The sequence below is a fragment of the Microtetraspora sp. AC03309 genome (genome assembly GCF_020826795.1).
Classification (GTDB): Bacteria; Actinomycetota; Actinomycetes; order Streptosporangiales; family Streptosporangiaceae; genus Microtetraspora; species Microtetraspora glauca.
Genome location: NZ_JADDIL010000022.1, coordinates 1 through 13,026, shown reverse-complemented (window position 1 = coordinate 13,026; position 13,026 = coordinate 1). Strand labels below are relative to the sequence as shown.

Sequence of the window (13,026 nt, the reverse complement as noted above, 5' to 3'; positions counted from 1 at the left end):
GATCGTCACCCCGCGCACATTTCATCGACACTGGGGGCACAGTGAAACGACCTCTCCGTACCGCGCTCGCGGCCGGGCTCACACTCGCGGCGCTCGCCGCACCGTCGGCGGCCTCGGCCGCCTCCGTGTCCACCACCTCCGTGTCCACCACCTCCGCGTCCACCACCTCCGTGTCCACCACCTCGGCGTCGGCCCAGCGCGGCGTCTACGTCAAGACGTACCGATACTCCTACCTGCGATTCCCGTCGGCCGGCACGGCCAGGGCCCAGCTCAGGAACGTCACGGTCACCTGGCGCAAGGACACCGCCGACAAGCGCGTCTGGGTCACCGTCTCCGGGCAGCTCCGCGACTCCGGCCCCGGCGACGGCCACTGCGCCCGGTTGAAGGTGTGGCGGCACGGGGGCGTCGGGGAGGTCTCGACCAAGGAATGCAACGGCGTGTGGCAGTCCAGGACCCTCTCGATCGACATCGACGACGAGGCGTTCATGGTGCTGCAAACGAATCCCAAGGGCGACGGGACGGCCATGCGCCTCGCGAATCCCTGGCGCGCGGGATGAGCGCCTGACTCGCAACCCGTAGACCTCGCCGCCTGAACGGGCCCGCCGGCGCTCCGGTCCGCTTCGCGCCGCGCGGGTCACACCGGCACGCCGGTCACACCGCCGCACGACCACACCGCCGCACGACCACGTCGGCGCCGCCGCCCGGATGGGGAACCCGAGCGGCGGGCCGACACGCCTTTCACCGGTTCAGATCGTGTCCACCTCGGCGTACGGGAGGCCGCCGGAGAGGGTGGGGTAGCCGCGGCCCCGGTCGAAGAACGGCGCTCCCTCCGGCACGGTGGCCCGGAGGGAGTTCCGCAACTCGGCGGTCCGCTCCTCGTCGATCCGCACATCGTCACGCGGGCCGTGCAGGACGACGCCGTACTCCTCCCTGGCGGCCTCGGCCGAGACCTTGCCGTCGCGGACGTCGGCGGCGACCGCCTCGGGGTCGCGGTCGTACGGCGAGCCCCACCCGCCGCCACCGGTGGTGCGCACCCGGACGATCTCCCCCGCGCGGACCGGGAAGTCGTCGACCAGGCCCTCCATCTCCTCACCGTCGACCGTGACGACGAACGGCCTGCCCGCCCGGCCTCCGTTGACGCCCCAGCAGGCCAGGATCGACCGGTCGGCGATCGACATGAACGACGCGTCACGCAGCATGCGGATGTGCTTGTCGTAGCCCAGGCCGCCGCGGTACTCCCCCGGACCTCCGCTGTCGACGGCCAGCCCGAGCCGCTCCACCCGGAACGGCCAGCGGGCCTCGGCGAACTCCACCGGGATGTTGCGCGAGTCGGGGACGACGTGGATCGTGTCCTCGCCGTCGGCGTACCACCGCCCGCCGGAGCCGCCGCCGAGGACCTCCCGCATCAGGTACGGCCCGTCATCGGAGTCGCCGTAGACGCCGGTGTACCTGATCGTCTCCTGGTCGGCGGGCATGCGGCCGCCGGTGGCCTTGGCCAGCACTCCCGCGAGCACCCCGAGCAGCCGCAGGATCACGAACGTCCGCGCGTTCGTCGGCGCCGGGAAGATCGGCGTCAGCAGCGTGCCCTTCTCCGGGAACACCATCCTGATCAGGGGGACGACGCCCTCGTTGACGTCGAGCTCGGCCATGCGTTCCGGGGTGTCGGCGAGGTTGCGCAGGATCGGCGCGAGCCACTTCTTGAGGAAGACGCCGTCCGCGTAGTCGCCCGCGTGGTTGATCGGCCCCTTGGCCTGCGGCGACGTCCCGGTGAAGTCGATCGTCAGCGGGACCTCGGCGGCGTGGTCCACGGTCAGCGTGATCCGCTGCGTGTGCAGCCGGGGCTCGTCGACGCCGTCGTGCTCGGCGTAGTCCTCCCAGACGTGGACCCCCTCGGGGATCTTCGCCAGCAGTTCCCTGCGGAACGTCTCCGTCGTCTTCGTGATGATCGCGTCGAAGCACGCCTCGACGGCATCCCTGCCGTACCGGTCGAAGAGCTCGCCCAACCGGCGGGAACCCATCAGGCAGGCCGAGCACTCGGCGTCGAGGTCCCCCGCGAGGGAGTCGGGCATCCGCGAGTTACGCGTCATGATCGTCAACGCGGCGCGGTTCGGCACGCCCTGGTCCCACAGCTTGATCGGAGGGACCATCAGGCCCTCCTCGAAGGCGCTGCGCGCGTGCGAGGGCATCGAGCCGGGCACGGCGCCGCCGATGTCGTCGTGGTGGCCGAACGCCTGCACGAAGGCCACCACCTCCCCCTCGTGGAACACCGGGACAGTCACGCACAGGTCCGGGAGATGACCGATCCCGCCCTCGGACAGGTAGACGTCGTTGTGGAAGAAGACGTCGCCGGGCTTCATCGTGTCCAGGGGGAAGTCCCGGACGATCGGCTGGACCAGCGCCGAGTACGACCGGCCGGTCAGCTTGCGGAGCCGTACGTCGTGGATCCCCGCGCGGAAGTCGTGCGCGTCACGGATCATCGGCGAGCGGGCCGTCCGCGCGATCGCGGTCTCGACCTCCTTCTCGACCGAGGCGAGGGTGCCCTCCACGATCTCCACGAGTACCGGGTCCGCCAGAGTCATCTGCTCGCTCCTCGTCATCGGTCGCTCACCAGGACCAGGTTTCCGTGGTCGTCCACCGTGGCGGTGAAGCCGGGGTGGACGGGCAGGGTGGAGCCGTACTCCTCGATGACGGCCGGGCCCCTGACGACGGCGCCGGCGCCGAGATCCGCGCGGCGGTAGATCACGGTGCGCCCCCACTGCTCGTAGAACACCTCGCGGGTCGCCACCGGGCTCGCCTCGGCGACCTGCTCCGGTACGCGGGCGATGGCGGGGCGCGTGATCGGGCCGATGCCGGAGACGCGCAGGTTGACCCATTCCACCGCGTGCCGGGGATCGTCGCGGTAGCCGTACCCGTAGAGCTTCTCGTGCTCGGTGTGGAAGCACTCGACCACGTCCGCGCACCACGCGTCGTCGATCGCGCCCCCGGGGGCGGGCACCCGGACCTCGTACGCCTGGCCGTAGTAACGGAGGTCGGCGCTGCGCGCGTACACGTGGTCGGCGAAGCCCTCGCGGTCGAGCGCGTCCGCCGCCTGGGCCTCCAGTTCCGTGTAGATCGCGGCGAGCGCGTCCGGCGCGGGCGTCCGGGACACGTGCGTACGGACGTAGTCGTTCTTGACGTCCACCGTGAGCAGCCCGAAAGCGGAGACGTTGCCCGGGTTGGGCGGGATCACCGCGGCGGGCAGCCCGAGGATGTCGATCAGGCGGCAGGCCAGCAGCGGGCCGGACCCGCCGAACGCCACCATCGGGAAGTCCCGCACGTCGAGCCCGCGCTTGACCGTGATCTGCCTGATGGCGTTGGACTGGTTGAAGGCGCTGATCTCCAGGATGCCGGTGGCGCAGCGCTCCGGCGTCAGCCCGAGCTTGCCCGCCAGGACCTCGATGCCCGCCCTGGCCGCGGCCACGTCGAGAGGGATCTCGCCGCCGAGCAGGTGCGGGGGAACCCTGCCGAGGAAGACGTGCGCGTCGGTGACGGTCACCTCGGTGCCGCCCCTGCCGTAGCAGAGCGGCCCCGGGTCGGCTCCCGCGGACTTCGGCCCGACCTTCAGCGTCCCCTCGGGCGAGATCCACGCGATCGACCCGCCGCCCGCGCCCACGGTGACGATGTCGATCATCGGGATCTTGCAGGGGTACCGGCCGATGCTGCCCTCGGTCGTCAGGGACGGCTCGCCCTCGACCACCACGGCGACGTCGGTGGAGGTACCGCCGCCGTCCAGGGTGATCACGCTCGGCCGGCCGGCCGTACCGGCGATCAGGGCGGCGCCGAGCGCGCCCGCCGCGGGGCCGGAAAGGACGGTCGTGATCGGCTGGTGCACGACCTCGGCGGCCGACAGCACGCCCCCGTTGCTCTTCATGATGGAGAACCCGCGGCCGAGCCGGTCGGACAGGTTCTGGATGTACCTGCGCATGACCGGCTTGACCGCGGCGTCGACCAGCGTGGTCACGGACCGCTCGTACTCCCGGTACTCCCGGAGCACCTCGCTCGACAGCGAGACGACGGCCTCCGGATGCTCGCGTTCGAGCACCTCTCTCATCCGGAGCTCGTGCGCGGGGTCCATGTACGAGTGGAGGAAGCAGACGCCGATCGCGGTGACGCCGTGCTCCTTGAACCAGCGGGCCGCCGCCACCGCCTCGTCCTCGTCGAACGGGCGGACCTCCCGGCCCAGGTGGTCGAGCCGCCCGCCCACCGTCCTGACGCGGTGCACCGGGACGATCCTGGGCGGCTTCACCCAGAAGTAGGAGTTGCCGTACCCGTCGGGCACACTCTGCCGGGCGATCTCCAGGAGGAACTCGAAGCCCTCCGTGGTGACGAACCCGAGATGGGCCGTGCCATCCGCACGGTCCTCCAGAAGCTGGTTGGTCGCCACCGTCGTGCCGTGCACGATCCCGGACACAGTGTCCAATCCCGTGTCCAATCCCGTGTCCAGTCCCGGGTCCAGTCCCATGTCCGGGCCCTCGGGGTCTCCGGCGTGGAGCTCCAGCACTTTGTGAACGCCTGCCATGAACCCGTCGGCCGGATTGGCAGGAGTCGAGGGAGTCTTGGTCGTAACGATCTTGCCGGTGTGCTCGTCCACCAGAACCACGTCGGTGAACGTGCCTCCGGTGTCGACCCCGATGCGGACGCTAGGCATGTTCCAGTGTCTACAGACCCGCACCGACGGCGGGAACCGGCGCACTCTGCCGAAGAATCTGCCGAAGAATCGGCGAATCCTCGTCACAGGCTGCCGCACCGTACGTATCCGCGGGAGCCGGGCGTGGATCCCCGCCGGTCAGGGCCGACGCCGCCGGCGGGAACCCGTCGCCCGGGGGCGGCACAGGGACCGGGGGCGGCACACGGACCGGTTCAGGCCACCGTCCAAGCACCGCCCGGCGCCACCCGGCGCCGCCCAGAACGGCTCAGGGGCGGCGTGGCCAGCGGGCCACGGCCTTCCCACCGGGTGCGCGTCCCATGATCTCCTCGATGTTCTGGGCGCCGACGTACGCCGCCATGCGCATGGCGCGGTCGTTGACCCGGCGCAGCTCCGCCTCGACCTTGGCCTTTCCCGACTGGCCGCTCTGCACGCCGAAGTACGCGCCGGTGAGCGTTCCCACGACTCCGGCGAGACCGGCGAAGAGCGTGCTCGCCTCGCCCGTGGTGATCACGGCGACGCTGAAGCCGACCAGGGTGACCACGAGACCGGTGAGGACCACATAGAACCCGTAGCGCCAGCGGGCGGCCTCCGCCTCGGCCGCCGCCGTGTCGTCGGCGATCATCATCGCCTCCAGCGCGCTCGACGTGTCCGGCTGCTCCTCGGGCGTGGCCATCAGCACCTCCTGGGGTTCGAGTGAAGAAGAATGTCCCATGTTGCTCCCAATCACGCCAACAGCTCTGCCCTTCAGGACGCGGGGATATCGCGATCGAGCCGCCCTCTTATGATCATCGTCTCTAAGATCACAATGTACGGCCGGGCATCCCGAGGACGGTACGGCGGCCTCCCATACGCCATGTGACGAGCCCGGCGCTCCTCCCCCGGGCGTACACGCTCGCCCACGAGATCGAGACCATGGAGAGGACGGGCGGATGAGGCGTGATCGGGCGACCCGCCACCGGGTCGCCGCACTGCTCGCGATGGCGATCGCCCTCACGGGGTGCGCGGAGACAGCGGATCCGTCGGCGGGGGCGGAGGCGGGCGGGAGCGGTCCGGGCAGGACGGCGGGCAGGACAGCGGACGGAACGGCAGATGGAACGGCGAGCGCACCGGTCTCCCCCGGCGTCGCCACCGCGAGCCCGGGTCGTCCGATCCCGTCCGCCGAGCCGACCGGCGGCACACTCGACCTCTCCCGCATCCAGTCGAGCGCGCTCGACTACGACCCGGTCCCGTCGCCCGAGGCTCTGGCGGCCATGAAACCGATCGTCGCGGTGGGCGAGGTCGACGGGTGGCAGCGGGGGCCCACTCTCGGCGTCCTTCCGGGCGACCCGCCCGTCCCCTACGTGCTGATGAGGGTGCGCGTCACCCATCCGCTGAAAGGCGTCAGGACGACTCCATCCCTCCGCGGCGGTGTGATGTTCATCGAGTTCGAGCGGGCGTACAAGGAGTCGGTCGCGGACTTCGAGGAGACGATCCCGACCGGCACCCGGGTGCTCGTGTTTCCGCGGGAAAGGCCGCCGTACAACATGGGGATCCGCTCGCAGGGAGACCCCCTGCCCGACGGGGCGAAGATCATGACCGTTCACCCGCAGGGCCTCGTCATCGAGGACCCCGGCCTCCTCTGCCAGGGTGCCGAGCGCACCCTCGTCGGAGGGCGCGAGCCGCTGACGGGCGGGAGCAGGGCCGCCTGGCTCGAACCCCGGACCATGGACGAGATGATCGACCGGCTCAGGCGGTACGGATTCTCCGAAGAGCCTTCCCCGCGTCCGGAGGCGAACATGATCGCCTGCCACTTTTCTGCCACCTCTGCCACTTCGGCCGCCTCGGCCGCCTCGGCCGCCTCGGCCGCTCCCCGGGCCCGCTGATCCCGGAATCACCGGACTTCCGAACGGGCGTTCCGGACGGGAGCACCGTCTGGGAACCTTGCCACTAAGCTGGCGCCCCGTGACTGATCTGTCTGCCTTGTCTTCTTCACCTAATCAGGGCCTCCGGGACGCCGTGCTCAAGTTCTTCTACGGCCCCATGGACTGCGGCAAGTCCACCCTGGCCCTGCAGCTGAACTACAACCACCGGCGACAGGGCAGGCGCGGGCTCGTGCTGACCAAGCACGACCGTTCGGGCGAACCCCGGATCACCAGCAGGATCGGCCTCGGGAACGAGGCCGTGGAGGTCGTGGACGGCCTCGACCTGGTCGAACTGGTCGCCGCGCACGACCGCATCGACTATCTGATCTGCGACGAGGCGTGCTTCTACAGTGTCCGGCAGATCGAGCAGCTCGCCGATCTCGTGGACGACCACGGCATCGACGTCTACGCCTTCGGCCTCGCGTCCGATTTCAGGTCCCAGATGTTCCCGGCGGCGCAGCGGCTCTTCGAGCTCGCCGACGAGGTCTCCCGGTTGCAGGTGGAGGTCCTGTGCTGGTGCGGCCGGCCGGGCATGTTGAACGCCCGCGTCGTCGGCGGGGTCATGGCCAGGACGGGCGAGCAGGTCGTCATCGCCGACACCGGGGCCGGCACGCCCGCCGCCGAACCGGACGGCGCGGCCGAGACCATGGTGCACTACCGGGTCCTGTGCCGCCGCCACCACCGTACGGGCGACCTCGGCGAGCCGTCACCCGCCGAAGCCGCGGCGGGCCGGGAGGCCCACGTCTGACCGGGCTCCGCGCGAGGACGGCACCGGGACCGTCCTCGCCGCCCGGCGGGGCCTCGCGCGCCGGGCGTGCCGTCCTCCCGCCGGCCTCACTCGGCCGGCGTACGTCAGAGGAGCGGGCGCACGTCAGAGGAGCGGGCGTACGTCAGAGGAGCGGGCGTACGTCAGAGGAGCGGGCGTACGTCAGAGGAGCGGGCGCGCGTCAGAGGAGACGGCCGACCCCGCCCAGCACGTAGCCGCCCCTGCTGTGCTCGATGAACTTGTTGTCGTTGCGCCAGTCGGCGACGTCCACCAGCCCTGGCGAGAGCAGCTCGAACCCGGTGAAGAGCCCCGCGATCTCCTCCGGCGTACGGTCGTTGAGCGCCGCGGTCGACTTCTCGTACACGCGCCGGGTCTCGCCGATGGTCTGCTCGGTCAGCCGCCCCTGAGTGCCGTGGGCGATCACCATGTAGCTGCCCGGCGCCATGAGCTCGCGGAAGTACGCGACCGCCCGCGCGGCCTCGTCGTCGTCGACGAAGTGCAGCACGCTCACGAACAGCACCGCCACCGGCTGGCTGAAATCGATGAGGTCGCGGGTGATGGGGCTGTCCGTGATCTTCTCCGGATCGCGCATGTCGGCCTCGACGACACCGGTACGGCCGCCGTTCCTGAGCAGTGCCCGGCCGTGGGTGGCGACGATGGGGTCGTTGTCGACGTAGACCACGCGCGCCTCGGGGTCGACCTCCTGGGCGACCTCGTGCACGTTGCCCCGGGTGGGGATCCCCGCGCCGATGTCGAGGAACTGCCGGATGCCGGACTCGCTGAGGAAACGCACCGCCCGGCCGAGGAAATCGCGGTTCTGGCGGATCACCAGGCGCCCGTCCTCACCGACCAGCGCCAGCAGCTTCTCGGCCGCGGCGCGGTCGACGGCGAAGTTGTCCTTGCCGCCGAGCCACCAGTCGTAGATCCTCGCGACGCTCGGAACGGTGAGGTCGATGCCGCGCGGCGCGCTCTCGTCCTGGCTCACTTTCTCTGCCCCCTGTGCCTCTCGTCGACGCGATGGAGATCCCTCAGTCGATCCCGCCTGCCGACGGTGTATATATCCGCCTATAGGGGATCAGCCGATCGCATTTCGGCCGTATGCGGAAGTAGCCCGGCAAGGGTGTGACGAGATCTTGATGTGACGCGGTCCGCCCGCGGTTCCGCCCGGCCGTCAGACCGCGCAGAAACCGTCGTCGCAGGCGTCGCCGTCCCCCTGGGCGCTTCCTTGGGAATCCTGCTGGGCGACCGCGACCGCCGTACGGGTCCGGACCTCGCGAAGGGCGGCGAGCAGCGTCTCCACGGGCTGGGCGCCCGAGACGGCGAACTGCCCCTCGAACAGGAACAGCGGGACGCCGCTGATGCCGAGGTCGCGAGCGCGGGCCAGTTCGGCGCGGACCTCCTCGGCACCCTCGCCGGTGTCCGTGACGCCGAGTTCGGCGGCCAGCTTCGCCAGTGTGGCGGCGTCGCCGACGTCGAGGCCCTCCTCGAAGTGCGCGCGGAAGAGCCGCTCGGCCGCCTCCGCGCCGTGCCCGGCGCGCTGCGCCAGCCAGATCAGCCGGTGGGCCTCGAGGGTGTTGGCCTGGATCGCCCGCTCGAAGTCGATCTCCAGGCCGTCCTCGGCCGCCGCCCGCGTCACCCGCGCCGTCATCTGCGCCACCTGGGCGGCCCCGCCGAACTTGCGCGCCAGCGCGGGCAGCAGCGGCTCCCCGTTCGAGACCGCGTCGGGGGCGAGCTGGAACGGCCGGTGGGCGATCTCGACGTCCCCGTCGAAGAGCCGCACCGCCTTCTCCAGCCGGGCGTGCCCGATGTAGCACCACGGGCAGACGACGTCAGAGAAAATCTCAATCTTCACGATCTGCTCTAACCGGCCGCGAAACCGTGCCATTCCCGCCGACCGCACCCGGAATCGGCCCTCCGGAACCATCCATCAGGCCCCGGGATCATCGCCTCCGGCGTCCGAGGTCATCGCCTCTGGCGTCCGAGGACCCACCCGATGACGGCGCTTCCGAGCGCGACGCCGGCGCCCATGCTGAACGCGGCGAGCATCGACCACGGCGGCACGCCCGGACGCGGCTGCCGCGGGGCGGCCGGCGTCTCGCGGGTGAACACCTGCCCGGCCTCCGCCTGGTACGGCACGGCAGCCCCGGCGCCGACCGCCGCCGCCACCTCGGCCTGGTCACCGGCCGCCACCGCCGCGACCGGCGCGCCCGCGGCGGCCACCGGTTCGAGGACGGCGGCCACACCGGACAGGAGGTGCTCCTCGACGGCCGAGAAGAACTCGCCGGCGGTCTTCTTGGCGACCGAGCCGAGCATCCGCTGGCCGACTCCGCCGATCATGCCGCCGACGACGGCGTCGGCGTCGTAGTCGACGCGGGTGCCCTCCTCGACCTCGCTCAACCGGATCCGCACGGTGGCGTCGACGGTGCCGGGCGCGCCCTGGCCCCGGGCGCGCAGCACGAACCGCTCCGGCTCCTCGGGGTCGGACAGCGCGACCTCACCCTGGTAGAGCCCCTTGATGGAGGCCACTCCGGCGGTCACGGTCATCTTGTAGACGTCCTCGCCGACGGCCTCGAGCCGCTCGCATCCGGGGATCGTCCGTACCAGGACGCCCGGATCCTGCAGGGCGGTCCAGACACGGCCCCGTTCCACACCGAGTACGGCGCTTCCCGTGATTTTCACACCATCACTCCTTCTGGCACCCCTTGTGGCTCCGGAGACTAAGGACTCCCCGGCAGTGCGGATAAGGGCAACATCTGCCCACTCCCATGATCGGCCCTCGTCAGGTCTCTTCACGCCGGACGCGCGAATGATGCGATGATCACGCGTCTGTGGGCGGCATCGGCCATACGCCCTATAGATCCAATTGCGCGAAGATTGTCGGTCATGAAGGGCAACCGGCGTCTGACAGGCGTGATCATCGGACTGACACTGGCCGCGGGATGCGCGGAGGGCGGCACCACGCAGGCGGAGTCGACGGCCCCGGCGAAGGCGCGTTCCCCCTTGACCGCCACGTCCCCCTCCGCGTCGCCGACGCCCCGTGCGGCGCTCCCCCGGCCGGGTGAGGTCGCGCGGATCCCCAGGCCGGCGGAAGGGATCCCGGTGATCAGCAGCATTCCCACCAAACGGAAGGTGGTCTTCCTGACCATCGACGACGGCTGGGAGCAGGATCCCGGTTTCCTCAAGCAAGTGCGCGATCAGCGGATCCCGATCACGGTGTTCGCCATGCGGGACGCGGTCGAGGCCACCGGGTCCCCCGACGCCGCCTCCGGGGGAGGCCGGTATGTGGGCGCGGGCAAGTGGGACTACTTCCGGGACCTGCGGGACGCCGGGGCGCCGATCGAGAACCACACGTTCAGCCACCCCAACCTGTGGACGCTCGGCTACGAGAGGCAGAAGGCCGAGATCTGTGGGATGTCCACGCTCATCCGCAAGGAGATCGGGCGGCGCCCCACGCTGTTCCGTCCGCCGTTCGGCAACCACAACGCGGCCACCGCGCGGGCGGCCGGGGAATGCGGCATCAAGGCGATCATGATGTGGACCGCGACCGTGCAGCCCGGCGGCAAGATCGCCTACCAGGTGCCCGACAAGAAGCTGCGCCCCGGGGACATCCTGCTGCTGCATTTCCGGCCGAACATGGCCAGGGACTTCCGCGTACTCGTCAACAAGATCAGGCGCCGGGGGTTCGAGATCGGCGATCTGCGGGCGTACATGCGGGCCGGAGGCGTACCGGTCTCCTGACATCGGGGAGGAGCCGGTCCCTCGAACGGGATCGTGGAAAAGATCGCGGAAGGACCGGCGAAGGGGGACGTGGAAGGGGCCGGCGGAAGGCCGCCCCGCTCCGTACGAGCCTGCAGAAGATCACACGTCACAGTCCCTCGCGCGACGTACCGCGGAATCACCCCAGCGGCGGACGCCGGTTTCGCGTGACATGTCCATTATTGAGACCACGCCTCCCAGGAGGCGTTCCCGGAGAGTCGGGCCACTGGTCCCTTCAATCCAGGACCGCACGGCACGCATTCTCTGTATCGAACGGGACAAGTGCCGCGAACGCGGATCATGGGGGCATCGATCCGTGTGACAAAGATCTCGCGGCACAGTCGTCCCACCAATTGCTCTACAGGCTGTAGTACTACTGTTAGTAGAACTACGACTTGTAGAGCTCCGGCACCCGCGAGGGGGACATGGACGCGCTAGACCTGGCACGGTGGCAGTTCGGGGTGACCACCGTCTATCACTTTCTGTTCGTACCGCTGACGATCGGTCTCGGCGTCTTCGTCGCCGGACTGCAGACCGCCTGGTACCGCACGGGCAAGGCCCACTACCTCAGCCTGACGAAGTTCTTCGGCAAGTTGTTCCTGATCAACTTCGCGATGGGCGTGGTCACCGGCATCGTGCAGGAGTTCCAGTTCGGCATGAACTGGAGCGAGTACTCGACCTTCGTCGGCGACGTCTTCGGAGCACCCCTCGCGCTGGAGGCGCTGCTCGCCTTCTTCCTTGAGTCGACCTTCCTCGGCCTGTGGATCTTCGGCTGGGACCGGCTTCCCAAGCGGATCCACCTGGCGGCCATCTGGGCCGCCGTGATCGGGTCCAATTTGTCGGCATATTTCATCCTTGCTGCCAACGCCTGGATGAAGCATCCGGTCGGCTACGAGGTGGTGAACGGCCGGGCCAGGATGAACGACCTGTGGGCCGTCCTCACCAACTCGACCGCGCTCGCCCAGATCCCGCACGTCGTGGCGGCGGCGTTCGTCGTGGCCGGCGGCTTCGTGCTGGCGGTCAGCGGCTACCGGATCCTGCGCGAGCGGGGAGTCGGGCTCACCGGCAGGCCCGTCACGGGAGCCGGGTCCGCCATCGACGGCGACATCACGGTGCCACTGCGCCGCCGTACCGACATGTGGCGGACGAGCCTGCGCGGCGCGCTGGTCATGACGGCCCTCGCCGGGGTCGTGGTCGCCGGGACCGGCGACCTGTCCGGCCAGTTGCTGCGCGAGCAGCAGCCGATGAAGCTGGCCGCGGCCGAGGGGCTCACCCGGGACACCGACGGCGCGCCCTTCTCCCTCGTCCCCGGCGTCGCGGTGCCGGGCATGCTCAGCCTGCTCGCCGCCCACGACCCCGGCGCCACGGTCCAGGGCGTGGACGACATCCAGCGGAGGTACGAGCAGCAGTTCGGCCCGGCCGACTACACGCCCAACCTGCCCGTGGTCTTCTGGTCGTTCCGCGTGATGATCGGCTTCGGCATGGCGACGGTCGGCCTCTCGGTGCTCGGCCTCTGGCTCACCAGGAAGCGACGCGGCCGTGCCGGCGGAAGGCGTACCAGGAGCCTCGGCGGACCCGGCGCGGGCGGCGGCATGGGGGACGGCATGGGGAACGGCATGGGGAACGGCGCGGCGCCGCCGGTGCCGTCCTGGTTCGCGCGGGCCTGCGTCCTGGCGCTCCCGCTGCCGACGGCGGCGATCATCGCGGGCTGGCTGCTCAGCGAGATCGGGCGCCAGCCGTGGACGGTCCAGGGTGAGCTGCTCACGGCCGCGAGCGTCTCGCCCGGGGTGAGTCTCATCGAGGTCGCGATCTCCCTGAGCGTCTTCACCGTCCTGTACGGCGTGCTCGCGCTGGCCGAGGCGGCCCTGATGGTGCGCCACGTGAAGGCCGGTCCCGAGCAGCCGCCCTCCCCGCCC

The 13,026-nt window shown here is 70.4% G+C and carries 11 protein-coding genes; 5 read left to right on the top strand and 6 right to left on the bottom strand.

Translation table 11 applies throughout. The features are described from left to right. The first annotated feature begins 41 nt into the window (after positions 1 to 41). Entirely contained in the window at positions 42 to 557 is a 516-nt protein-coding gene (locus tag IMZ11_RS15230; protein WP_228641870.1) for a hypothetical protein, read from the top strand. Positions 558 to 746: 189 nt separating this feature from the next. Here the strand turns inward: IMZ11_RS15230 and IMZ11_RS15225 are convergent, their stop codons facing one another. The 3 genes from IMZ11_RS15225 to IMZ11_RS15215 all read right to left on the bottom strand — a co-directional run bounded on the left by IMZ11_RS15225 (position 747) and on the right by IMZ11_RS15215 (position 5,360). Continuing rightward, complete coding sequence (locus IMZ11_RS15225; protein WP_228641868.1) at positions 747 to 2,579, bottom strand: hydantoinase B/oxoprolinase family protein; 1,833 nt, start codon at positions 2,577 to 2,579, stop codon at positions 747 to 749. A gap of 14 nt (positions 2,580 to 2,593) precedes the next feature. Continuing rightward, the gene (locus IMZ11_RS15220; RefSeq protein WP_228641866.1) at positions 2,594 to 4,687 is read right to left on the bottom strand and encodes a hydantoinase/oxoprolinase family protein; all 2,094 of its coding nucleotides are present in this window, start codon (positions 4,685 to 4,687) and stop codon (positions 2,594 to 2,596) included. 265 nt (positions 4,688 to 4,952) lie between these two features. Beyond that, positions 4,953 to 5,360, bottom strand: coding sequence for a hypothetical protein (locus IMZ11_RS15215; RefSeq protein ID WP_061255405.1), 408 nt, complete (start codon positions 5,358 to 5,360; stop codon positions 4,953 to 4,955). Between the two features lie 256 nt (positions 5,361 to 5,616). On the opposite strand from IMZ11_RS15215, the gene IMZ11_RS15210 reads away from it, so the two are divergent. Together IMZ11_RS15210 and IMZ11_RS15205 are read left to right on the top strand one after the other, a co-directional pair. Continuing rightward, entirely contained in the window at positions 5,617 to 6,549 is a 933-nt protein-coding gene (locus IMZ11_RS15210; protein WP_228641864.1) for a hypothetical protein, read from the top strand. 79 nt (positions 6,550 to 6,628) lie between these two features. Next, positions 6,629 to 7,336, top strand: coding sequence for a thymidine kinase (locus tag IMZ11_RS15205; protein ID WP_228641862.1), 708 nt, complete (start codon positions 6,629 to 6,631; stop codon positions 7,334 to 7,336). A gap of 199 nt (positions 7,337 to 7,535) precedes the next feature. Here the strand turns inward: IMZ11_RS15205 and IMZ11_RS15200 are convergent, their stop codons facing one another. The 3 genes from IMZ11_RS15200 to IMZ11_RS15190 all read right to left on the bottom strand — a co-directional run bounded on the left by IMZ11_RS15200 (position 7,536) and on the right by IMZ11_RS15190 (position 10,033). Further along, positions 7,536 to 8,339: an SAM-dependent methyltransferase gene (locus tag IMZ11_RS15200; protein ID WP_228641859.1), complete on the bottom strand. Its 804-nt coding sequence runs from the start codon at positions 8,337 to 8,339 to the stop codon at positions 7,536 to 7,538. Positions 8,340 to 8,525: 186 nt separating this feature from the next. After that, on the bottom strand, positions 8,526 to 9,206 hold the full coding sequence (locus IMZ11_RS15195) for a DsbA family oxidoreductase (RefSeq protein WP_374462275.1): 681 nt from the start codon (positions 9,204 to 9,206) through the stop codon (positions 8,526 to 8,528). 110 nt (positions 9,207 to 9,316) lie between these two features. Further along, complete coding sequence (locus tag IMZ11_RS15190) at positions 9,317 to 10,033, bottom strand: carbon monoxide dehydrogenase subunit G (protein WP_228641855.1); 717 nt, start codon at positions 10,031 to 10,033, stop codon at positions 9,317 to 9,319. A gap of 204 nt (positions 10,034 to 10,237) precedes the next feature. Here IMZ11_RS15190 and IMZ11_RS15185 point away from each other — a divergent pair, with 204 nt between their 5' ends. After that, positions 10,238 to 11,092 (top strand): polysaccharide deacetylase family protein, encoded by an 855-nt coding sequence (locus IMZ11_RS15185; protein WP_228641853.1) that lies wholly within the window; start codon positions 10,238 to 10,240, stop codon positions 11,090 to 11,092. Between the two features lie 443 nt (positions 11,093 to 11,535). After that, positions 11,536 to 13,026: cytochrome ubiquinol oxidase subunit I (locus tag IMZ11_RS15180; protein WP_228641851.1), on the top strand; the 1,491-nt coding region annotated here is incomplete at its 3' end.